This is a genomic window from Cohnella sp. GCM10020058, assembly GCF_042683485.1.
GTDB lineage: Bacteria > Bacillota > Bacilli > Paenibacillales > Paenibacillaceae > Cohnella.
In genome coordinates, this window is the sequence record NZ_JBHUJV010000019.1 from 353068 (window position 1) to 373942 (window position 20875).

At 58.9% G+C, this 20875-nt stretch carries 19 protein-coding genes, 4 tRNA genes and 1 pseudogene; 14 read left to right on the forward strand and 10 right to left on the reverse strand.

Going from position 1 to position 20875, the window contains the following annotated elements; all coding sequences use genetic code 11:
* Position 1: 1 nt before the first annotated feature.
* The 4 genes from ACFSR7_RS32240 to ACFSR7_RS32255 form a co-directional block, all read right to left on the reverse strand.
* The gene (locus ACFSR7_RS32240) at positions 2–1126 is read right to left on the reverse strand and encodes a sensor histidine kinase (RefSeq protein ID WP_378168731.1); all 1125 of its coding nucleotides are present in this window, start codon (positions 1124–1126) and stop codon (positions 2–4) included.
* Positions 1119–1850 carry a winged helix-turn-helix domain-containing protein gene (locus ACFSR7_RS32245; protein WP_378168733.1) on the reverse strand — a complete coding sequence of 244 codons (732 nt, stop codon included), beginning with the start codon at positions 1848–1850 and terminating at the stop codon, positions 1119–1121. Before ACFSR7_RS32245 ends, ACFSR7_RS32240 begins: the two co-directional genes overlap by 8 nt.
* A gap of 80 nt (positions 1851–1930) precedes the next feature.
* Positions 1931–3331: a beta-N-acetylhexosaminidase gene (gene nagZ, locus ACFSR7_RS32250; protein WP_378168735.1), complete on the reverse strand. Its 1401-nt coding sequence runs from the start codon at positions 3329–3331 to the stop codon at positions 1931–1933.
* A gap of 111 nt (positions 3332–3442) precedes the next feature.
* Positions 3443–5125 carry a glutamine--tRNA ligase/YqeY domain fusion protein gene (locus tag ACFSR7_RS32255; RefSeq protein WP_378168737.1) on the reverse strand — a complete coding sequence of 561 codons (1683 nt, stop codon included), beginning with the start codon at positions 5123–5125 and terminating at the stop codon, positions 3443–3445.
* Between the two features lie 235 nt (positions 5126–5360).
* On the opposite strand from ACFSR7_RS32255, the gene ACFSR7_RS32260 reads away from it, so the two are divergent.
* The 12 genes and pseudogenes from ACFSR7_RS32260 to ACFSR7_RS32315 all read left to right on the forward strand — a co-directional run.
* The gene (locus ACFSR7_RS32260; RefSeq protein WP_378168738.1) at positions 5361–6053 is read left to right on the forward strand and encodes an ABC transporter ATP-binding protein; all 693 of its coding nucleotides are present in this window, start codon (positions 5361–5363) and stop codon (positions 6051–6053) included.
* A complete protein-coding gene (locus ACFSR7_RS32265) occupies positions 6013–7113 on the forward strand; it encodes an efflux RND transporter periplasmic adaptor subunit (protein ID WP_378168740.1) in 1101 nt (366 codons plus the stop codon). The genes ACFSR7_RS32260 and ACFSR7_RS32265 overlap by 41 nt, the downstream gene beginning before the upstream one ends.
* A 3-nt stretch (positions 7114–7116) precedes the next feature.
* Entirely contained in the window at positions 7117–9999 is a 2883-nt protein-coding gene (locus ACFSR7_RS32270; protein ID WP_378168742.1) for an ABC transporter permease, read from the forward strand.
* Between the two features lie 3 nt (positions 10000–10002).
* Entirely contained in the window at positions 10003–10890 is an 888-nt protein-coding gene (locus ACFSR7_RS32275) for an ABC transporter ATP-binding protein (protein WP_378168744.1), read from the forward strand.
* On the forward strand, positions 10887–12437 hold the full coding sequence (locus ACFSR7_RS32280) for an ABC transporter substrate-binding protein (protein ID WP_378168746.1): 1551 nt from the start codon (positions 10887–10889) through the stop codon (positions 12435–12437). The genes ACFSR7_RS32275 and ACFSR7_RS32280 overlap by 4 nt, the downstream gene beginning before the upstream one ends.
* Before the next feature lie 158 nt (positions 12438–12595).
* Entirely contained in the window at positions 12596–14161 is a 1566-nt protein-coding gene (locus ACFSR7_RS32285) for an ABC transporter substrate-binding protein (protein ID WP_378168748.1), read from the forward strand.
* A 95-nt stretch (positions 14162–14256) separates the two neighbouring features.
* Positions 14257–14421, forward strand: coding sequence for a hypothetical protein (locus ACFSR7_RS32290; protein WP_378115380.1), 165 nt, complete (start codon positions 14257–14259; stop codon positions 14419–14421).
* 120 nt (positions 14422–14541) lie between these two features.
* Entirely contained in the window at positions 14542–14724 is a 183-nt protein-coding gene (locus tag ACFSR7_RS32295) for a YycC family protein (protein WP_378168750.1), read from the forward strand.
* Positions 14725–14813: 89 nt separating this feature from the next.
* Positions 14814–14890 (forward strand) — tRNA-Met (locus ACFSR7_RS32300).
* A gap of 29 nt (positions 14891–14919) precedes the next feature.
* Positions 14920–14995 (forward strand) — tRNA-Ile (locus ACFSR7_RS32305).
* A gap of 35 nt (positions 14996–15030) precedes the next feature.
* A tRNA-Leu gene (locus tag ACFSR7_RS32310) sits at positions 15031–15116 on the forward strand.
* A 265-nt stretch (positions 15117–15381) separates the two neighbouring features.
* A pseudogene (locus tag ACFSR7_RS32315) lies at positions 15382–15588 on the forward strand (KGG domain-containing protein); the annotation flags it as partial.
* Positions 15589–15737: 149 nt separating this feature from the next.
* Here ACFSR7_RS32315 and ACFSR7_RS32320 read toward each other — a convergent pair.
* Positions 15738–16268 carry a YdhK family protein gene (locus ACFSR7_RS32320; protein ID WP_378168752.1) on the reverse strand — a complete coding sequence of 177 codons (531 nt, stop codon included), beginning with the start codon at positions 16266–16268 and terminating at the stop codon, positions 15738–15740.
* A gap of 199 nt (positions 16269–16467) precedes the next feature.
* On the opposite strand from ACFSR7_RS32320, the gene ACFSR7_RS32325 reads away from it, so the two are divergent.
* Positions 16468–16635: a hypothetical protein gene (locus ACFSR7_RS32325; protein ID WP_378168754.1), complete on the forward strand. Its 168-nt coding sequence runs from the start codon at positions 16468–16470 to the stop codon at positions 16633–16635.
* Positions 16636–16681: 46 nt separating this feature from the next.
* Here ACFSR7_RS32325 and dat read toward each other — a convergent pair whose 3' ends face one another.
* Complete coding sequence (gene dat, locus ACFSR7_RS32330; RefSeq protein ID WP_378168756.1) at positions 16682–17527, reverse strand: D-amino-acid transaminase; 846 nt, start codon at positions 17525–17527, stop codon at positions 16682–16684.
* 91 nt (positions 17528–17618) lie between these two features.
* Here dat and ACFSR7_RS32335 point away from each other — a divergent pair, with 91 nt between their 5' ends.
* Positions 17619–18371 carry a uracil-DNA glycosylase gene (locus ACFSR7_RS32335; RefSeq protein ID WP_378168758.1) on the forward strand — a complete coding sequence of 251 codons (753 nt, stop codon included), beginning with the start codon at positions 17619–17621 and terminating at the stop codon, positions 18369–18371.
* Positions 18372–18439: 68 nt separating this feature from the next.
* On the opposite strand, the gene ACFSR7_RS32340 is transcribed toward ACFSR7_RS32335, so the two are convergent.
* The 4 genes from ACFSR7_RS32340 to ACFSR7_RS32355 form a co-directional block, all read right to left on the reverse strand.
* The gene (locus ACFSR7_RS32340; protein ID WP_378168760.1) at positions 18440–19369 is read right to left on the reverse strand and encodes an S-layer homology domain-containing protein; all 930 of its coding nucleotides are present in this window, start codon (positions 19367–19369) and stop codon (positions 18440–18442) included.
* A gap of 152 nt (positions 19370–19521) precedes the next feature.
* Positions 19522–19842: an acyltransferase family protein gene (locus ACFSR7_RS32345; RefSeq protein WP_378168808.1), complete on the reverse strand. Its 321-nt coding sequence runs from the start codon at positions 19840–19842 to the stop codon at positions 19522–19524.
* Positions 19843–20088: 246 nt separating this feature from the next.
* Positions 20089–20164: transfer RNA gene (locus ACFSR7_RS32350), tRNA-Val, on the reverse strand.
* 128 nt (positions 20165–20292) lie between these two features.
* On the reverse strand, positions 20293–20715 hold the full coding sequence (locus tag ACFSR7_RS32355) for a hypothetical protein (protein WP_378168762.1): 423 nt from the start codon (positions 20713–20715) through the stop codon (positions 20293–20295).
* Between the last annotated feature and the right edge of the window lie 160 nt (positions 20716–20875).

The following is a 20875-nucleotide window of genomic DNA, read 5'->3' on the forward strand; positions in this document are numbered from 1 at the left end:
GTCACGTTTGGCCGGTATCGCCGGACAGGCGGTGGATGCCCGACGGTCGAAATTCAAGCGTAACCGTCGTGCCGACGCCCTGCTTGGAGTCGATGCGAAGACCGATGCCAAGCCGCGTGCAGGCCTGCCTGGCAAGATAGAGTCCCATGCCAGTCGATTCTCCGGTTAGCCTGCCGTTGCTGCCGGTGAAAAACGGATCGAACAGCCGGGGCAGGTCCTCGGCCGCGATGCCGATCCCCTCGTCGGTCATGCGAAGCAGCGCCGCTCCGTCCGGCTTCCCTTCGATCCGGATCAGGAGACGCTGCGGACTTTCGCCCTTTTTGGCGTATTTGATCGCGTTGGACACGAGCTGACCGAGGATAAAGGAGAGCCACTTGGCATCGGTCTCCACAACGGCCTCGCCTTCGAGCGAGGGGAAGATCGAGCGCCGGATAAAAGGCCGCTTGTGTTCGCTCAGTACCGCGCGCGCGATCTCGGACAGGGACACGGCGCGAAACGAAGCATCCAGCTCGAACTTGTCCAGCCTAGACGTATGGAGCATCATATCCAGACCGTGCCGCAAGCGGTCGGTCTCCTCCATGACGCTGCGCTCGGTATCGCGCGGTCCCGCGTCTGCGCCTTGATCGGGATGCCGCTGCATGAGCAGCTCGATGACAGACAGCGGCGTCTTCATCTGATGGACCCAGCGCGCCGTAAAATGGCGGTGGAACTCCTGCTGCCGGCGCAGCTCGCTCAGCTCGTTTGCATGAGCCGCATACAGCCGTTCCACCAGCGCAACCAGCGCCCGCTGCTCGCGCGTAACGGGCGAGGCGAGTGCGAGCGAGGCGGCAGCATCGCCTGCCGCCGCCTGTCGCCAGGCTTCGTCGAGCTCGCGCGCGAACGCCTTGCGCCTAAGCCAGCCGACGGTCAGCCATGCGGCCACCACAAGCGCTACGAGCAGCGCGATATAGGCGTCGTCGGCCCAAGAGAGCGGCAGACCGACATTCCACAGCAGCAGTTGGACAAAGGACAGCGCGAGCAGCACCGCGACGACGAGAACGGCTACATGGGGGATCCGGTCGGCCAGATAATCCCTGAACGCATAAGGCGCCTTGCCGTCCTTGCCGTCCGCGCCGCGCTCAGTCATGGGCGGCCGCCGCTCCGCCGTCTTCGTCCGGGTCCGCCTGCAGACGATAGCCTTGGCCGCGAACGGTGTCGATCGCCTCTTTTAGCCCCAGCTCCTCGAGCTTCCTGCGAAGCCTGGTGACGTTGACCGTCAACGTGTTGTCGTCCACGAACTGGACGTCGTCCCACAGCGCCTCGAGCAGCTCTTCGCGCGAGACGATGCGTCCGGCCTGGCGGAGCAGTGCGTACGCAAGCTGGCGCTCGTTTTTGGACAGCGGCACGCGCGCGCCCCGCCAAGACAGCTCGCTGCGGCCGATGTCGAGCGCGAGGCTGCCGGCCGCGACCGTGTCGGCGCTCGGCTGCGCCTGCCCGCCGGCGTATTCGCCATAGGCGCGCCGAAGCGCGCTTTTGATCTTGGCCATGAGCAGGTCGAGCGGGATCGGCTTCGCGACATAGTCGTCGCCGCCGTTTTCGATCGCCATGACCTGGTCCATCTCGCCAGACCGCGCGGACAGGAAAATAATCGGCACATTCGAGCGCAGGCGGATCTGCCTGCACCAGTAGTAGCCGTCGAAGTACGGCAGGTTAATGTCGAGGAGCAGCAGGTGGGGCTGCACGTCTTCGAATTCGGCGGCGAGATCGCGGAACCGGCTGGCGACATGTGTCGCAAAGCCGTACCTGCCGATGTAATCCTGCAGCAGTGCGCCGATCTTTTCGTCGTCCTCGACGATCATAATCCGGTACATGCGGCCGGCACCTCCTTTGTCGGATCGATTGCTGTTGGCTTCGCTTGGCGCTGTCTCCGGCGCTAATCTTGGGGGGACTGCTAGCGGTTCGCGCCGGCCACGTCGTCCAGCCAGGACCCGATATCCGCATTCAGCGCTTGCAGATTCGGCACGGCCGCTGCCGCATCGCTAAGCTTGTAGTGCGCTTTCAGCGTCAAAATGCGCGTCACGCTCTCGTCAATCCGCGCTTCCGTCAACTTGCCGTCACGTACCGCGTCAAGCAGCGCCTTGTAAACTTTGCGTTCGACGTCATAACCGTGCGCGACGAGCAGAATGTCGCTGCCGGCCGACACGCTTTTGACGGCGGCATCCGCCAGATCGTAGTGCTTTGCGATCGCACCCATCGTCATATCGTCGGTGATGACGACGCCCTTGAAGCCGAGCTTGCCGCGCAGCTGGTCGCCGATGATCACCTTCGAAAACGAAGCGGGCGCGTCGGGATCGATCTTCGGGAACAAAATATGCGCGACCATCACGGCGTCCGCCTGCTCTCCGATTGCCGCCTTGAACGGCACCCACTCCAGCTTCGCCAGCTGCTCGGCCGTCTTGTTCAGCACAGGCAGGTCGAGATGCGAGTCGACCGCCGTGTCGCCGTGGCCGGGAAAATGCTTGACGACGGAGACGACGCCTTCCTCGCGCAGGCCGCGCATGGCGGACAGCCCCATGCGCGTCGCCAGATCGGCAGTGGCGCCGAACGAGCGGGTACCGATCACCGGGTTGTCCGGGTTGCTGTTGATGTCGAGCACCGGCGCGAAGTCGACGTTGAAGCCGGCCGACCGGACTTCCCGCGCCAGCAGCTCGCCCATGCGCATGGCCAGGTTTTCGTCGCCCGTGCGTCCGACATCGGCCGCCTCCGGTATTTTTTTGTAGCTGGACGGCAGCCGGCTGACCTTGCCGCCCTCCTGGTCTACGCTGACGAAAATGGGCGCGTTGCCGGCTTTGGCGTTCGCGGCTTTGATCGCGTTGATAAGCTTGACCGTCTTCGACACGCTCGCGATGTTGTCCTTGTACAGGATGACGCCGCCGATGCGGTCTTCCCGGATCATCCGAAGCGTAGCCGCATCCGGCGCCGCGTCGCCAACGAAGCCTGCCAAAATCATTTGCCCGATTTTTTCCTCAAGGCTCATCTTTGCGATGCGGTACTTGATCGAATCGGAAGAAGAGGCGCCCTCCGTCGGCGTGGGAGCGGGCGATGCGGATGATGTCGGAGAGGCGGAAGCGGACGCGCTCGGCGAAGCCCCGGTCGACGGGGCGGCGGAGGGAGAAGCGCCGGGCGTCGCCGTTGGTGCCGAGACCGTCGGGCTTGCCGGGGCGGTCCCTGCGGCGGAGCCCGAAGGGCCGCCGCAGCCGGCCAGGAGCGCGACGGCTGCGGATAACGCGGCGGCGCGCAGCGACAAGCGGGGGAGATAGAGCGGCTTGCGGACGACTTTGTTGCGGGACATAATGAGCCTCCTTTTGATATCGTTCTGGCGGAGTGAAAAAGCCCCCGCCGCTTAAGGCGGCGAAGGGGCTGGATCGGGATATTGGATCGCCCGGGGCGGCTGGCCGCCGGATCAGGCTTTGGAAGCGTCGAAAGAGCTCTTAAGCGACACGATCCGGTTAAACGCCGGCCGTTCCGGCGCGCTGTCCTTGGGATCGACGTTGAAGTAGCCATGACGGAAAAACTGGAATTTCTCCTGCGCGGCCGCTTCCTTCATGCCGGGCTCGACGAACCCGGACAGCGTCTCGAGCGATTGCGGATTGATGCGCTCGAGGAAAGTCTTGTCCTCGGCGTCGTCCTCGTTCGACTCGTCCAAGATGAGCGGCTCGTAAAGACGAAAATCGGCCGGCACCGCCTGCGAGGCTTCGATCCAGTGAATCGTGCCCTTGACCTTGCGGCCGGTGAAGCCGCTGCCGCTCTTCGTCTCCGGGTCGTACGTGCAGCGGAGCTCGACGACGTCGCCCGCTTCGTTTTTCACGACTTCCTCGCACTTAATGAAGTAAGCGTGCTTGAGGCGCACCTCGTTGCCCGGGAACAAGCGGAAGTACTTGGCCGGCGGTATCTCCATGAAATCGTCCTGCTCGATATAAATCTCCCGTGAAAACGGAATGCTGCGGCTGCCCATCTCTTCGTTCTCCGAGTTGTTCTCCGCGTCGAGCCATTCCGTCTGTCCTTCCGGATAGTTCGTGATGACGACCTTGAGCGGCCGCAGGACAGCCATCGTGCGCAGCGCCTTGAGCTTGAGGTCCTCGCGGATAAAGTGCTCGAGCATGCGCGCGTCGACGACGCCGTAGCTCTTGGCGACGCCGATCTCGCGGCAGAACGCGCGGATCGCCTCTGGCGTATACCCCTTGCGGCGAAGGCCCGAGATCGTCGGCATGCGCGGATCGTCCCAGCCGTCCACGACCTTCTCGTCGACGAGCTGCTTGAGCTTGCGCTTGCTCATGACCGTATTGGTCAGGTTCAGGCGGTTGAACTCGTATTGGCGCGGCACGCTGGGCATCTCGCATTGCGCGACGACCCAGTCGTAGAACGGGCGTTGATCCTCGAACTCCAGCGTGCAGATCGAGTGGGTGACGCCCTCGATCGCATCCTCGATCGGATGCGCGAAGGCGTACATCGGGTAGATGCACCAGGCATCCCCGGTGTTGTGATGGTGCGCGTGCACGATCCGGTAGATGACCGGGTCGCGCATGTTGACGTTCGGCGAGGCCATGTCGATCTTGGCGCGGAGCACCTTTTCCCCGTTGGCGAACTCGCCGTCTTTCATGCGTCCGAACAGCGCGAGGTTGTCCTCGGGAGAGCGATCGCGGTAGGGGCTTGGCTTGCCCGGCTCGGTCAGCGTGCCGCGGGATTCGCGAATCTCGTCGGCGGACTGATCGTCCACGTAGGCGAGTCCCTTGCGGATGAGCAGGAGCGCGCGCTCGTACATTTCCCCGAAATAGTCCGAGGCGAAGAACAGGCCGTCCCAATCGAAGCCGAGCCATTTGACGTCCTGCTTGATCGATTCGACGTATTCGACGTCTTCTTTGACCGGGTTCGTGTCGTCGAACCGCAGGTTCGTGCGGCCCTTGAACTCGTCGGCGAGCTCGAAGTTCAGGCAGATCGACTTGGCATGGCCGATATGCAGATAACCGTTCGGCTCCGGCGGGAAGCGGGTGACGATTTCCTTGACGCGGCCCGCTGCCAGATCGTCGATCACAATGTTCTTAATGAAGTTGGAGGATGAAGTTTTATTTTCGGAGGTTTTGTCCACGGCGATCCGACCTTTCTATGCTGCGAGGATATTTATTCATGATACACAATTATACCCTTTCTTATAAAGACTTTGCTCAAAAAAACGAAGTCGGCCCAAGCGAAAGCGCCAAGGCGAAAAAACTTTCAGCATTTTTTCAGATTTCTCATAAATTTAATCTAAAGACGTAACTTTTTCGCGAAACCTCTCGTTATAATGTTGAACTGTAAGATGGAAGACCGAGGGAGGAAAGGCAATGGATGTTCCCGAGAAGCAGCCGCTCCTCAGCGTCAAGGGCGTGGAACGCTCCTTCGACGTCGGCGGACAGAAGCTGCGCGTGCTGAAGGGCATTAATCTGACCCTCGAGCCGAACCGGCTGATCATGCTGAAGGGCCGATCCGGCTCCGGGAAGACGACGCTGATGAATTTGATGGGGGGCCTCGACAGGCCGACAGAGGGAGAGATCTTTTTTCAAGGCAAGCCGTTTCACGCATGGAACGACGACAAGCGGACGGAGGTCCGCCGCAAGGATATCGGCTTTATTTTTCAAGCCTACGCCCTCATGCCTTTGTTATCCGCCTACGAGAACGTCGAGCTGTCCCTGCGGATGGCCAAGAAGCCGCGGAGCGAGTGGAAGTCCCGGGTGACCGCTTGCCTTGAGCTCGTGGGACTTGCGAAGCGGATGCATCACCGCCCTTTCGAGATGTCGGGGGGCGAACAACAGCGCGTGGCGATCGCCAAGGCGATCGCGCATCGGCCAAGCCTGCTGCTGGCCGACGAGCCGACCGCAGAGCTCGACTCGCAGATGGCGGCGCAGGTCATGGCGGTATTCCGGGAGATCGTGCGCACGGAGAACGTCACGATCTGCATGACCACGCACGATACCACGATTATGGAGGTTGCAGATCATGTCTATGAAATGGTGGACGGCGTCTTCGTCGCAGGATAAAAAGAAAAGCGGCATGCGCCGGGCGGCGGGCATCCTGGCCGCGATCGCCCTGTCCACGGCCGTGGCGGGCTGCTCGCTGCTGCCCGATGAGCCGGAAGAGGAGGATCTGTCGCAGATCCAGCTCCCGGAGATCTCCAAAAAGCCCGAGTACGAAGTGACGACCAAGACGCTCGAGACGACGGTGTCCGGTACGGGCAAGGTTTTGTCCACGCAAGAAAAGACGCTGTACTATTCCGCCAAAGCAATGGAGGGCATGCATCTTAAAAAGTTGTACATAAAGCCCGGCGATGTCGTGAAGGCCGGACAGACGGTCGCGGAGCTCGACGTCGAGGACATGAAGAAGCAGCTTCGCGACCAGCGGCTCCAGTTCCGCCAACAGGAGCTGCAAATGAAGCAGACGCTGCGCGACAAGGACGAGATGGATCCGATCGAATTCGAGCAGAAGCAGATCGCTTTCGAGGAAGCGCGCCAGAAGATCAGCGACCTGGAGACGGACATCGGCAGCGCCGTGCTGACGGCGCCGTTCGCCGGCACGGTCGTATCGGTGACCGTCCAGGAGGGGGCGGCGATCAAAGTATACGATCCGCTGTGCGTCATCGCCGATCCGAGCAGCCTGATCGTCGCGGGCGAGATGTCCTCCGACGACCTGCAGCAGGTCGCGGTCGGCATGGAGGCGACGGTCGACATCAACAGCGCCGGCGCGGTCAAGGGCAAGATTAAGTCGCTGCCGGTGCCGAAGGCCGACAACGGCAACGGCGGCGGCGCTCAAGGGCCGAAGGTCACGAACCTCAGCGACTATCTGCTGATCTCGGTGGCGAAGTTGCCGGCGGCGGCGGGACGCGGCACGCCGCTCAGCTTTTCCATCGTCGTCGACCGCAAGGTCGATGCGGTCGTCATCCCGCGCTCGACGCTGCATACGGCCGGCGCCAGGACGTACGTCCAGGTCGCCGAGGCAGACGGCAGCAAGCGCGAGGTGGACATCGAGGTCGGCCAGCAGACGGCGACCGATATCGAAGTGCTGTCAGGTCTGACGCCGGGACAGAAAGTCGTAGGCTCTTAAGCTATGGCGCTCATCCGGTTTTTATTTCGCAAAATGTGGAACACCCGCTGGCTTACGCTCAGCACGCTCGCGGGGCTGCTCGTGGCCGTCGCCTTCACGACCAGCATCCCGATGTACGCGGACGGCGCGCTTAAGCGCGTCGTCGCAAGCTCGCTGAAGGAGAACAGCCAGGGGCTGCCCGCCGGCTCGCTGCTGTTCCGCTACCAGTCGAGCGACGGCAAGACGGATCCGGCGAACTTCGCCGCGGTCGACCGTTATATTAATGAAGACGTGCCTTCGCGCGTGGGGTTCCCCAAGGAAGCCGATCAGCGGAGCCTGTCGATCCGGTCGGCGGAGGTTCAGCCCGAAGATCCGGGCAAAGTCGACGCGAGCCGCACGCGCAAGATGACGATCTCGGCTTTAAGCGGCCTGAAGGATCAAGTGGAGGTTGCCGGCGGCAATTGGTTCGCGGACCGGGCAGGCTCGGACGGCACGCTCCAGGCCGTCATGATGGAGGAGGCGATGCTTCGCCTAGACCTTCATGTCGGCGACGTAATTCTGTACCCGATCTACGGCGGCCTGAACGTGATGCTGCGGGTCGAGATCGTCGGCAGCTTCAAGCCGAAGGCCGATTCGGCCGCGTACTGGTACCAGGGACTCGATACGCTGCTCGGCACGCTGTTCATCGCCGAGCCCGCCATGCTGGAGGATCTCGTGGCGCAGCAGAAGATTCCGCTGCAGATCGCGGCCTGGTATTCCGCCTACGACCTGCGGAACATCCAGACGAGTCAATTGGCTCCGCTCGCCCATACGCTGTCTCGGGCGGACATCGAATCCAACCAGTTGCTCAAGGATACCCAGGTGGTCATCTCTTTCGCCGACATGCTGAGCGAATTCCGCAAGCAGAGCGTGCAGCTTCAGACGATGTTGTTCACGCTCGCCGCGCCCATGATCGCAATGGTATTCTACTTCATTACGATGAACGCGCAGCAGTCGCTTGAAAAACAGCGCTCCGACATCGCGGTGCTCCGAAGCCGGGGGGCGGGGACGCGGCAGATCTTCCTGCTTTTCCTGCTCGAAGGCATTCTGCTGGGCATCGTGGCGCTCGTATCGGGGCCTTTTATCGGCTGGTATATGGCGAAAAGCATCGGCTCGGCGAGCGGCTTCCTTGAATTCGTCAACCGCAAGTCGATTCCTGTCGGCTTCTCGACCGACAGCGTGCTTGCAGGCGCGGCGGCCGTCGTCGTCGCGATCGGTGCGGCCGTCATCCCGGCGCTCGTATTCACACGCACGTCGATCGTCGACTACAAGCGCAAGATGGCGCGCGGCGACCGCAGGCCGTTCTGGCAGCGCTGGTTCCTCGACGTCGTGCTCGTGGGCGTGGCCGCATACGGCTGGTACCTGTTCAACGAACGTCAGATGATCTCGTTCAAGACGGGGATGACGACCGACCAACTGAATGTGCAGCCGTTTCTGTTTTTCGTGCCGGCGATCAGCATATTCGCGGCGGGCCTCGTTTTCCTGCGGCTGTTCCCGCTATTGCTGGCGCTGTTCGGCTGGCTGGGCCGCTCGTTCCTGCCGGTGTCGCTCTACCTGACGCTGACGCAGCTGTCGCGCTCCGCGAAGTCGTATTACCCGCTGATGATCCTGCTCATTCTGACGCTCGGTCTCGGGGTTTACAACGCGTCGGCGGCCCGTACGATCGGGCTGAATTCGGAGGAGCGCATATTGTATAAGCACGGCGCGGATGTCGTCGTCTCGGCTGCCTGGGAAGGCAATGCCGAAGTGTCTCAGCCCTCCGGCGGCTCGGGAGGCGGTTCGGGCGGAGGAAGCGGCGGCGGTTCCGGCGGCGGCGGTTCGGGTGGCGGGGGCTCCGGCGGGGGCCAGACGCGCCCGGTGCCAACCAAGATCAACTACAATGAGCCACCTTTCGAGACGTTCCGGCACCTGCCCGGCGTCGTACATGCAGCCCGCGTGCTGCAGGCGAAGGCAAGCCTTACGGTCGCCGACCGGACGGCGGGCCAGGCGACGGTCGTCGGCATCGACAACGTCGATTTCGCCCGGGTCGCCTGGTACCGCAAAGACCTGTATCCTGCGGGCTTCTACAAGTACTTGGCCGTTATGGGCAGATCGGCCGGCTATGCGCTCGTCTCCAGCAACCTGGCCAAAAAATACAATTTGAAGCCGGGCGACCAGATCGACGCAATTCTGCAGGATCAGAAGATTCCGTTCATCATCGCGGCGTCGCTGCCCTACTGGCCGGCGCAGTACCCGGACGAATCTCCGTTCCTGGTTGCCAATCTGGATTACCTTTACGACAATATGCCGCTCATGCCTTACGACGTCTGGCTCAAGATGGAGCCAGACGCCAAGACGGCGCCGCTCATCCCTGCGCTCCAGAAGAAGGGCGTGGAGATCGCGTCCATCTCGGATGCCCGCAGCGACCTGATCGCGCAGAGCAAGCATCCGGCCCGCGGCGGCGTGTTCGGCATCCTCAGCCTCGGATTCATGGTCACGATCATCGTCACGCTGTCCGGCTACATTCTGTATTGGTTCTTTAACCTGTCGGGACGGATCGTGCAGATCGGCATCCTGCGCGCGATGGGATTGTCCAGGCGCCAATTGACCGGCATGCTGCTGCTCGAGCAGGTGTTCACCGCCGGACTGTCGATCGGACTCGGCATCGGCATCGGCAAGCTCGCGAGCCTGCTGTTCCTGCCGTTCCTGCAGACGACGGACAATACGGCCGGCCAAGTGCCTCCGTTCCGCGTCATTTTCGAGCAGACCGACACCTATCGTCTCTATATCGTCGTCGGCTTCATGATGCTCGTCGGCGTCCTGATGCTGATCACCCATATCCGCCGCTTGCGGGTCCATCAGGCCGTCAAGCTGGGAGAGGAGCGCTAATCCATGATCGATTGCGAAGGACTCGTCAAAATTTACAAGACCGACGATCTGGAGGTCGTCGCCCTGCAAGGGCTCAACTTGTCCGTCAAGGACGGCGAGATGATGGCGATCATCGGCAACAGCGGCAGCGGCAAGTCGACGCTGCTTAATATTCTTGGCGGTCTGGACCGGCCTTCCGCCGGCCAGGTACGGGTCGGACCCTGGGACCTGCTGAAGGTCACCGACCACGACCTGGTGAAGTACAAGCGAGAGACGGTCGGCTTTATCTGGCAGAACAACGCGCGCAACCTGCTGCCGTACTTGTCGGCGCTCGAGAACGTGGAGATGCCGATGATGTTCAACGGCAAGGTCGACCGCGCTTACGCCAAGCAGTTGCTGGAGTGGGTCGGGCTCAAGGAACGGATGCACAACAAGCTGACGCAGCTCTCGGGCGGGGAGCAGCAGCGGGTCGCGATCGCGATCTCGCTGTCCAACCGCCCGAAGATGCTGCTCGCCGACGAACCGACGGGCTCGGTCGACTCGCGGACGTCCGATATCATCATGGACATCTTCCGCAAGTTCAACCGCGAGATGGGCCTGACGATCGTCATCGTCACGCACGACTTGTCGCTCGCCGGCAAGGTCGACCGCGTCGTCGCGATCCGCGACGGACTGACGAGCACCGAGTTCATCAAGCGCAATCCGAACCTGGACGGCGCGCCGCCGCTTAGCGGCGTGGGCGTGAACGACGACGTGCACGAGGCGTTTGTCGTCGTCGACCGCGTCGGGCGGCTGCAGGTGCCCAAGGAATATTTGAAGCAGCTTGAGATCGGAGACAAGGCAACGATGGAGTTCGACGGAGACAAGATCGTCATCCGCGGACCCAAATCAAACGAGGGGGAATCCGCATGATGGACCAAAGAAAGAAAACAGTTAGACGCGTCGTGGCCGGCGGCCTGACGCTAAGCCTGCTCGTGCCGCTGCTCGCAGCGTGCAACGACAAGAACGAAGACGATCCGAACAACCGCCGCACGCTGCGCATCGGGATGATGTACGGCAGCTCGCAGGACGAATCGTATTATCGCCAGCAGTACACCGACCTTTTCGAATATACGCATAAAAATATCGATATCGAGCTCGTACCCGCGATCGACTGGACGGAGCAGCAGTTCGAAGAGCCCGACAAGCAGCAAAACGTCGACCAGCTCGCAAAAGTCAAAGAAATCATGACGGGCGCCAACCCGGTTGACGTCATGATCGTCGACTCTACGGCCATGCTGAGCCAGCTCGTCCAGGAAAACATGCTGAAGCCGCTCGACCCGCTCATCAAGGAAGACAAGATCGACCTGACGGATTACGTGCCTTCGGTCATCGACGGCATCAAGCAGGTCGGAGACAACCAATTGTACGCTTTGACGCCGACCTTCGTGCCTTCGGCGCTGTTCTACAACAAGACGCTGTTCCAGAAAAACAACATCGAGCCGCCGCACGACGGCATGAGCTGGGACGATGTCATCAACCTCGCCAAGCGCTTTGGAGACGGCAAAGGCGGCAAGGACGCGACGTTCGGCTTCTCCTTCAACCAATGGGGAGCGAGCGACGGCTTCTCCGACATGACGCAGTATGCCGCGCCGCTGAACCTGCGGGTATACGACGAAAAAGGCGAAAAGATGCTCGTCAATACGCCGCAATGGGAAAAGGTATGGACGACGATCGCCGATCTGTACAAAAAGCACGTCGTGCCGACCCAGGAAGACATGCAGAAGATTTACGAGGCGCAAAACAAGGAAGTCGCCGGCGGCGACGGCAACCAGGTCTACAACCCGTACCAGAACCAGCTCTTCTTCTCCGGCAAAATGGCGATGGTGCTCGGTCAGTATTACATGCTGAACGATCTTGAGACCTACAACAAAAACTATGAAAAGCTGAAGATGACGAAGCTCGACTGGGATGTCGTGACGGTGCCGCAATTCATTAACGAAGCGCCGGGCGTCGGTACGAACATCACGCTGAGCGCGCTGACGAGCATCAACGCGAAGGCTGCCAACCCGGACGATGCCTGGGCTTTCGTCAAGTTCATGAACGGCGAAGACTGGGCGAAGCTGAAGTCCCGCAGCAGCTACGAAATGACGGCCCGCAAATCGTTCATCAAGCCGCGCGACGGCATGAACTACAACATCAACGCGTTTACGCAGCTGCAGCCGGCTCCGCAGCAATCCCTGGCCGACGCCAAGCTTCTGCAGGAGCGTCCGAACCTGAACTACATCAATCAGCTGGGCAGCAGCGAATTCCAGCAGGTGCTGAGCGGCAAGCTGTCCGTCAAGCAAGCGCTCAAGGAATACGAGGAAAAAGGCAACGACATGCTGCAGAAGATCAAGCTGAACCCGAAGGGCCAGTTCGATCCGGGCATCGGTGGCGATGTGTACGGCGGCGGCGGCGTAGTCAGGCCGCTGGACTGATTGACCTGAACTTATAAATCATCGTTTTTTCGGGACTTTCGCTATTCATCACGATCTGCTAGCTTTGCGCGATCAGTCATCTTTTGAACTGATCGTGCTTTTTTTCGGCGACGAGCGGAATATATTACCGGTTGAGGAAACTCGAGGGGGACAATTCAATGATGAAGAAATTAAACAAAAGCTGGGGCTTCGCGCTTGCAACGCTTCTGGTAGCTGTACCTACGCTCGGCGCTTGCACGAATGGCCCGGAGAGCGGCGATAAGGAGCGCAGAACGCTGCGGATCGGCATGATGTACGGAAGCAAGGAGAGCGAATCGTATTATCGGCAGCAGATGACCGATATGTTCGAGGTGGACCACGGGAATATCGACATCGAATTCGTATACGGCACCGATTATTCAAGTATGCAGTTCGCGACCGACGAAGAGCGAAAAAAGCAGCAACAGCAGGATCCGCAAGAAAACCTGCGGGCGGTGATGTCGGGCGATAACCCGGTTGACGTGGTCATGACGGATATCGTGTCTATGAAAAAGATGGCATCGGACAATCTCCTGAAGCCGCTCGACGATTATATCAAGCAGGACAAGATGGATTTGTCCGACTTTTTGCCGGCCGTCATGGACACGATCAAGGCGCAGGGAGACGGCCGCATTTACGGCCTGTCGCCGACCTTTTCAAGCAATGCTGTCTTTTACAACAAAAAGCTGTTCGCGAATGCGAAGGTAGAGCCGCCCCGAGACGGCATGACGTGGAACGAGCTGTTCGCCGTGGCCCAATCGATGAAAAGCGGCAAAGACAAGGATGCGGTGTATGGATTCGCTTTTAACAACTACGGCGGCGGGCTAAGCATGTATGACGCCCAATCTACGGTCGCGAGCTTCTCGCAAATGAGAATGTTCGATACGACCGGGGAGAAGATGACCGTCCATACGAAGACGTGGGCCGATGCGTGGACCAGGCCGATCCAGCTCTATAAAGACCGTGTAATCCCGCATGCCGAAGACATGCAGCAAACCGCTTCCATGGCGTCTTCCGACGGCAGCTATGCATACAACCCATACCAAGGTAACGGATTCATCGGCGGCAAGATCGCGATGGTCGTCGGCGGCTATTATATGGTGAACGAGCTGATTAATTACAACAAAAACGTGAGCAAAATGAAAAACGCGCAGGCGCTCGAGTGGGACGTCGTGTCCATGCCGCAGCTTGAGAGCGGGGGCTCGAACGGCGTGTATTTGTCCAATCTGGCCTCGATCAATGCGAAGAGCGCCAATCCGGACGATGCATGGGCGTTCATCAAGCATATGAACAGCGAGGAAGTGGCGAAGTTCAAGGCAAGAAGCCAGGGAGAGCTCAGCGTGCGGCAGAAGTATATCCAGCCTAAAGACGGCGCCAACTACCGCATCGAAGCGTTCACCAATGTCAAGGTGAATACCGACGATCTCGGCGAGGCCGACCAAGCGCTGTACCGCGAGCGTCCGAATCTCAACCTGATCTCGGAGCTCGGCGGCTATCTGTTCCAGGAGGCGGCCGAAGGCAAGAAGACGGTAGACGAGGCGCTGGCCGAGTGGGACAGCAAGGGCAACGAGCTGCTGCAGAAAATCAAGCTGAATCCGACGGGAGATTTATCCTCGGAGCTGCAGACGTACAGGGATGCCGCGCAATCGGGCATGAAAAATATGCTGCGGGCGGCCGCAGGGGAGGCAGTCGCGATCGAACAATAAGAAAGCGTCTACCATGCCGGCCGTCGGGGTTAAATCGTATCCGATTCGAGCATCCTATACCCATAACGACCACATTCCGGAGGGACGGATAAGGGATGAATTGGGTGTACTGGTCGCGGCTCTACGATAGCAAATTCCAGGCGGGATGCCTCGTGCGCCGCATCGAGAACGACGGCTGGCTGTTCGGCGTCGAGATGCCGCGGGAAGTCGAAGTGTACCGTTCGAGAAAAGGAAAGTTCGGCGTCCGGTACATGCCGTAATCGCGTTCGGAAGGACCCGTTGCAGCCTACGGTTGCGGCGGGTCCTCTTGCTGTGGTATCGTCGAGGGAAAGAAGAGCGGCTCTCACCCGCTCCATTTTTTAGGACAGGAGGGGAAGCAGATGAGGAGAATGCCGCTGTCCGCGGATACCGCGCAGAAGCTTGCCGCACATCTGAAGGTGCCGCTAGAGCATCTGATGCACATGCCGCAGCATATCCTGCTTCAGAAGCTGGCGGAGATGGCCGAAAAGGAAGCCGGCGTCGCTTCGGAGACAGGGTCAAAAGAAAAAGAGGAAAAAAGTTAAAAAGAATAGCGAATTTTCCTTGACGGAAGATCTCTTTGTGCGGTATATTAATTCTTGTCGCCATTGAGGGACACTTGATCGTTTAACGACGCGGGGTGGAGCAGCCCGGTAGCTCGTCGGGCTCATAACCCGAAGGCCGCAGGTTCAAATCCTGCCCCCGCAACCAATTTTAGCTTCCTCGTAGGATCATGACGAGGGCCCTTAGCTCAGTGGTTAGAGCTGTCGGCTCATAACCGATTGGTCGGGGGTTCGAGTCCCTCAGGGCCCACCACAGCGAGGAACGGTCAAGCTCCCGCATCCATCCATGCCGGGGTGGCGGAATTGGCAGACGCACAGGACTTAAAATCCTGCGATGGGTGACCATCGTACGGGTTCGACCCCCGTCCTCGGCATTATGTTTTTCATAGGCTGCTGGGGTTGACGTTGTCGACAACGGAAGTCTCGCGGTACGATTGCAATCCTACATATGACTAACAACACGCTCCACTTTATTCATTCGCGAATCCTGCGAAATGAATAAAGTGGAGCGTTTTCGTTTGAGCAGCCACATCCGACATATTGTCGTGAGAAAGCTCTCATTTTCCGTTCAGGCTAACCTGGTAAGGGTACATATACCGTGGGCAGGCAAGCCCGATAAACCCTAAGGAGTGATTCTGAATGGCACGCAACGACGACAACAAGATGAGCCGCGAGGAAGCAGGACGTATGGGTGGAGAAGCGACTTCAAGGACGCATGACAGGGACTTTTACCAAGAGATCGGCGAAAAGGGCGGCGAAGCTCGCGGCGGCAGCGGCAACCGCAGCCAGAGCGACGATCGCGACGGCATGAGCCGCGAAGAGGCGGGCCGCCAAGGCGGACGCTCCTGATCGCACGATCTAATGTGAACGGATGCGAGCAATCGTAAAATAGCATGACCTGCAAAGCGCTGAATGCGGCCTCCGTATTCGGCGCTTTGCTTTTTCGCCGAAAACGTCTGGATAAATTCCAGCTCAATTTAAAACTGGTGATGAATTTATCCGGCGGACAATTCGTCTTCCGTTACCCAACGATGATCTTTGACCGTATTTTCGCCGGAGGTCGGTTGGTAGTCTACTGAATAGACGGTCCCCTCCACTGCGAGATCGATGGTGGCGTCGGCGCCCATCATGCCTGCCATATGGTCTGCGTTTAGGATGACCTTATCGCCCGGGGCGTAGGGCTTCCCGCCGGCATCTTTTATCTCTTCCTGGATGACCCACTTGTGCTCGTGCACGGTCTTGCCGCCTGGGGATGGCTGGTAGGTTACCGCGTATATCGTTGTTGCGTACGCACCGGAAACGGTCCCCCGGGCGCCGTTCATTCCTTCCATATGATCGGAATGAATCGTAATCTTGCTTCCGACCGGGAACACCGGGGCATGCGCTTCCTTTAAGTTCGGAATGTTTGTCGAACTGGAATGTGACTGATGGTTCATGCCTTTCATGCCGCCCTCGACATCTACGTTCGCACAGCCGCTTAATGCAAGCGAAGCTGACAAGCCGAGGACAACCAACCATTTTTTCATCATGTTCGCCTCCTTTTTTAACTACACTATACCATACCCCGCAAGGGTATATATAAATTCGTTTTTCAATTTCAATTGCAAACCGGTTAATGCTCGCATCCATTAATTCCGGCAGGAAATCCGCCTCCGGCGTTGAATTGATGAGAAGGTAATAGATAAGCAGTCCTTGTGAAGTGAAGAGGAAGCGGGGTATTACGGCATGATGAAGCAATACGCGATCGATCTGGCCAAAAAACTGTTCAGGGAGCACGAGCGGTCGTACTTCGTCATTCAGGAAGAGGACGCCGATTCTTACAGGGTCGTGGATAAGGCGGAGAAGGATGAGAAGCAGCTGAACCGGTATGTGGTGTTCAGCATCGAGGTTTAATAAAGGAACGGCTCCGCTGGCGCTTGTTGCGCGGCGGAGCCGTTTATTATTGCGCCAGTCCGATGGCGGCTGCGAACTCGTGCTGCAGCCTGCGCGTGATCGGACCGGGCTTGCCGTCGCCCACCTCGCGGCCGTCTACGGCTACGATTGGCGTGATCTCTACGGTCGTGCCCGTCACGAACGCCTCGTCGGCCTCGTATAGCTCGTCCAGAGAGAAAGGGCGCTCCTGGGTAGGGATCTCCGCGGCCAGCGCCAGGCGAAGCGCCACGGCGCGCGTGACGCCGTGCAAAATCAGGTTGTTCGCGGGATGCGTAAGGAGCGTGCCGTCTTTGACGATCATAACGTTAGAAGCGCTGCTCTCGGTAACGGTGCCGCCCCGGTGCAGAACGGCATCCGCGGCTCCGCGCTCCGCCGCTTCCTGCTTCGCGAGCACGTTGGCAAGCAGGTTAAGCGTCTTGTAATTGCAGTGCAGCCAGCGGATATCCTCAAGCGTGACGACCGATATCCCTTGATCCATCGTTTGAACGGGACGCGATACTTCCCGTGTATAAGCAAGCGCGACGGGCGCGGCGCCGGCAGGGAAGAGGTGATTGCGCGCGGCCACACCGCGCGTGATTTGCAGATATACAGTGCCTTCGGACAGCGCGTTCCGTTCCACTAATTCGGACATTGCCGCGCGAAGTCCGTCGATTCCCCAGGGCAGCGCCAGCTTAAGCCCTTCTGCGCTAAGCCGGAGCCGCTCGAAGTGTGCTTCGGCCTCGAACAAGCTGCCGCCATAAACGCGGAACACCTCGTAGATGCCATCCCCGAAGTTATAGCCGCGGTCATGCGGCGAGATAAGCACTTCCTCCTCGGGCAGGAATGCGTTGTCGTGCCAGTAGATCGAAGTCATGGGACGCATCTCCTTTTCCTTTTGGGCAAACAGATCGATTCTGATATAATAGAATCACTTCATAGCTATCATAAATCAGGAGGCGTGCCTCATGCCAGCGGTGTTCAAAAACGATTGGGAGCCCCTGCTACAACCCGAACTGGACAAACTCTATTATAAGACGTTAAAAACGCAATTGGCGGCCGAGTACCGCGAACGGACGGTCTTTCCCGACATGCACCATATTTTCGAGGCGCTTCATCTGACCTCCTATCGGGATGCGAAGGTCGTCATCCTGGGCCAGGATCCGTATCACGGTGCCGGGCAGGCGCACGGTCTCAGCTTTTCCGTACTGCCGGGCGTGAGGCAGCCGCCGTCGCTTCGCAATATTTTCAAGGAGCTTCAGAGCGACCTCGGCTGCCCGGTTCCAAGCCACGGCAATCTGTCGTATTGGGCGAAGCAGGGCGTCCTGCTGCTCAATGCGGTGTTGACGGTGCGGGAAGGCGAGGCCAACTCTCATAAGGGACTGGGCTGGGAGAGGTTCACCGACGCCGTCGTAGCGGCGCTGAACGAGCGGGAGGAGCCGCTCGTGTTCATCCTGTGGGGCAGCCATGCGCAGAAGAAGGCGGCATTTATCGATAAAAGCAAGCACTTCGTGATCGCTTCGGCGCATCCCAGCCCCTTGTCCGCCCACAACGGCTTTCTTGGCAGCCGGCCGTTCTCCAAGGCAAACGAATACCTGCAGCAAGCCGGTCTCAAGCCGATCGATTGGTGCGTGCCCGAGCTCGCGGCAGGGGAACGAGAGCTTATGCGCCAGGAGACGGCGGCGTCGGCGGAGGGATTGGATACGGCCGGCCAGGAATAAATCGGCGCATGCAAAAAAAACGAAGAGCCGTCGGGGGAATCCCCGGCGGCTCTTTTGAGCGGGATGGTTTATTGCGCCTCGCCGCCGATAACGGGGGTGTAGGCGTTGCTCACGTAGACGGATGCGTTGACTGTCGTAATCACTTGCGGATAGAACTTCGCCGGATCGGGCTTGACGACCCGATAGGTGACGATTGCCTGCTTATCCTTGAACGCGACGTTCGTAATCTCGATGCCGTAGCCAGGGTGCGGAGCTTGGGCAGAGATCGTAACTTTCGTCGCTTCGCTGCCGTACGCTTCGGTCGTCAGCTTCACTTCAGTCAGCGGAGAGGCGGGCTGCTCGGGCTCCGCAGGCGGCACGGGCTGCGTGTTTTTGACGAACGTAAGCGCCTTGGCGAGGATGACCGCGGCTTCGCTGCGGGTAATGGCGTCCTTCGGACGGAACTTCCCGTTGTCGAGCGATGCGATTTTGCCGACGAGAAGCTTTTGGACGCTGTCCATGTAGCCTTTCGTGACCTTATCCTCGTCCTTGAACGTCTGGTACATTTCGATCCAGGCATAATCGCCCTTTTTGCTGATCGCCTTAAAAATCCAGTGCGCGAATTGCTCGCGCGTGACTTTGCCGTTCGGATCGATGTCGCGCGGGATCTCAAGGCCGTTCAGGTTGGCGATGATAAAAGCTTTGGCGTAATACGCGTCGTCCTTGACCTTCGTAAAGAAGTCGCTTGCCTTGGGCTCCTTGATAAAGCGGATGTTGTCAATGTTGAGTCCGAAGCCGTTCACGATAAGCAAGACGGCCGATTGTGCCGTAAGCGCGCTTTTCGGCTTGAACATCCCGCTGCCGTCGCCTTTGATCAGGCCTTTCTTTTGAAGCTGCTCAATGTAGCTTTTTCCCGCGTCCTTGTCAATATCGTTGAAGGCGAACGCGGAGCCGCTTGCGGACAGGGTGAACAGCAAAACGGCGAGTAGAACGAACAAGCTCTTGTACGATTTTTTCATATTCGTGTCCTCCTTGTATGGATTGTTTTTCCCGAACGGTCAACCACTCAAACGTAAGCGTGCGGCGAAAGGTTGCATCAAATGAAAAAGGAAGCCCTTGCGGGCTTCCGTCCGTGTGACGGTCTTTGCGTCCGTTCAAGTTTTCGATATATTTATAACCCAGGTAGCCGACGACGCTCGTTTTTGAATTTGGCGATGAGCATGCCCAGAATGAAGAAAGACAAGTAATGAAGCGTATCGCCGGCGTTAATATGAGCGTATGCAATCGTCAGGGCGGACAATGCGGACAGTGCCGGCAGCGCAAGCAACGTTTCTCCCCATTTACGGGCCATCAATAGCAGGACTACGAAAGGGAAAATAATCGATATCCGCATTTCATGCACGAGCGTCCAAATAACGCCGTTCAGATCGACGGTCTTGAAGGGGGCCGATCGCAGTCGCGTGACTGATGATCTCTTTGGCGGTGAGTGCATGCGCGCTTTATGATATAGCTTCCGTGATCGACCTTCCGGCTGGCGAGTGGGGAGCGAGAGGACGAAGCCGCTGAGTACGAAAAAGAAGATAACGGCCGCATGGCCGTTCACGAGAAAAACAAAAGCGAGAAGGGGGAAAGGGTAGATGCACTTTGTATCATTTTCCGAAGATAGTCAACGCTGGTTTGCGATTCGAAAATAAAAAAGAGCTCTCGATCGAATCGAGAACTCTGTGTCGTGTAAGTATGGTGATCTGAACAGGGATCGAACCTGTGACCCCTACCCTGTCAAGGTAGTGCTCTCCCAGCTGAGCTATCAGATCATGTTTGGTGGCGACTTGATTGATTATAGAGGAAGATTAACGCCGTGTAAAGTGTTTTTTGAAAAAATATTAGAAGGACCAGATCGCGGGTCGACTGAGCGCCGACCCGCGATCTGGAGGCGGCCGCTTTACGTATTTTTTTTGGCTTCGGCAGTCCAGGAACGGTTGACTTGCTCCTTCAGGTGGACGCGTTCCTTATCGAGCAGCTTGTTGATCAGCTGATCCTCGCTCATGCCTTTGGTTTTGCCGATCTGAGCGATCGACTTGCCTTTCTTGAGCTCATCGATCAACTGAGCCGGCGTCATGCCCAGCACCTCGGCCATATCGTTCAGACGGCGATGGTGCTTGCGGCCATGGTGATGGCCTTCGCGGTGCACGCGTTCTGCGTTCGGTACCGGCGCGGCTGCGGCGGGCGTCTGAGCCTGCCGGGAAATGGCCGGATCGCTTCCGGCCGGCGTCTCGGCACTGGCCTTGCCAGCCATCGTGGGGGAGGCGAGCGCCAGCAGCAGCGTCGCTGCGAGCAGCGCGTTGCGGCGAGAAGTTTTTAACATGGTGAATTCCCTCCTTCGGATGTTATTGTGAGCAGGAGAGCCTGACTTTAAACGGGGGGAAAAGAAATGGCAGGAAAAATCGATTCGTGGGGGAGTGTGGACGAAAGGAGACGCTGTATAAAATGAAGAATGGGAATGAAACGAAAATAAAAAGAAGCCC

Bases quoted from the DNA above. Each gene is read 5' to 3' on its own strand.
- ACFSR7_RS32280 (WP_378168746.1), top strand. From the start codon at position 10,887: ATGATGGACCAAAGAAAGAAAACAGTTAGACGCGTCGTGGCCGGCGGC.
- ACFSR7_RS32285 (WP_378168748.1), top strand. From the start codon at position 12,596: ATGATGAAGAAATTAAACAAAAGCTGGGGCTTCGCGCTTGCAACGCTT.
- ACFSR7_RS32340 (WP_378168760.1), bottom strand. From the start codon at position 19,369: ATGAAAAAATCGTACAAGAGCTTGTTCGTTCTACTCGCCGTTTTGCTG.
- ACFSR7_RS32295 (WP_378168750.1), top strand. From the start codon at position 14,542: ATGAGGAGAATGCCGCTGTCCGCGGATACCGCGCAGAAGCTTGCCGCA.
- ACFSR7_RS32345 (WP_378168808.1), bottom strand. From the start codon at position 19,842: ATGCACTCACCGCCAAAGAGATCATCAGTCACGCGACTGCGATCGGCC.
- ACFSR7_RS32325 (WP_378168754.1), top strand. From the start codon at position 16,468: ATGATGAAGCAATACGCGATCGATCTGGCCAAAAAACTGTTCAGGGAG.
- ACFSR7_RS32245 (WP_378168733.1), bottom strand. From the start codon at position 1,850: ATGTACCGGATTATGATCGTCGAGGACGACGAAAAGATCGGCGCACTG.
- nagZ (WP_378168735.1), bottom strand. From the start codon at position 3,331: ATGTCCCGCAACAAAGTCGTCCGCAAGCCGCTCTATCTCCCCCGCTTG.
- ACFSR7_RS32290 (WP_378115380.1), top strand. From the start codon at position 14,257: ATGAATTGGGTGTACTGGTCGCGGCTCTACGATAGCAAATTCCAGGCG.
- ACFSR7_RS32320 (WP_378168752.1), bottom strand. From the start codon at position 16,268: ATGAAAAAATGGTTGGTTGTCCTCGGCTTGTCAGCTTCGCTTGCATTA.
- ACFSR7_RS32355 (WP_378168762.1), bottom strand. From the start codon at position 20,715: ATGTTAAAAACTTCTCGCCGCAACGCGCTGCTCGCAGCGACGCTGCTG.
- dat (WP_378168756.1), bottom strand. From the start codon at position 17,527: ATGACTTCGATCTACTGGCACGACAACGCATTCCTGCCCGAGGAGGAA.
- ACFSR7_RS32265 (WP_378168740.1), top strand. From the start codon at position 6,013: ATGTCTATGAAATGGTGGACGGCGTCTTCGTCGCAGGATAAAAAGAAA.
- ACFSR7_RS32335 (WP_378168758.1), top strand. From the start codon at position 17,619: ATGCCAGCGGTGTTCAAAAACGATTGGGAGCCCCTGCTACAACCCGAA.
- ACFSR7_RS32275 (WP_378168744.1), top strand. From the start codon at position 10,003: ATGATCGATTGCGAAGGACTCGTCAAAATTTACAAGACCGACGATCTG.
- ACFSR7_RS32260 (WP_378168738.1), top strand. From the start codon at position 5,361: ATGGATGTTCCCGAGAAGCAGCCGCTCCTCAGCGTCAAGGGCGTGGAA.
- ACFSR7_RS32240 (WP_378168731.1), bottom strand. From the start codon at position 1,126: ATGACTGAGCGCGGCGCGGACGGCAAGGACGGCAAGGCGCCTTATGCG.
- ACFSR7_RS32270 (WP_378168742.1), top strand. From the start codon at position 7,117: ATGGCGCTCATCCGGTTTTTATTTCGCAAAATGTGGAACACCCGCTGG.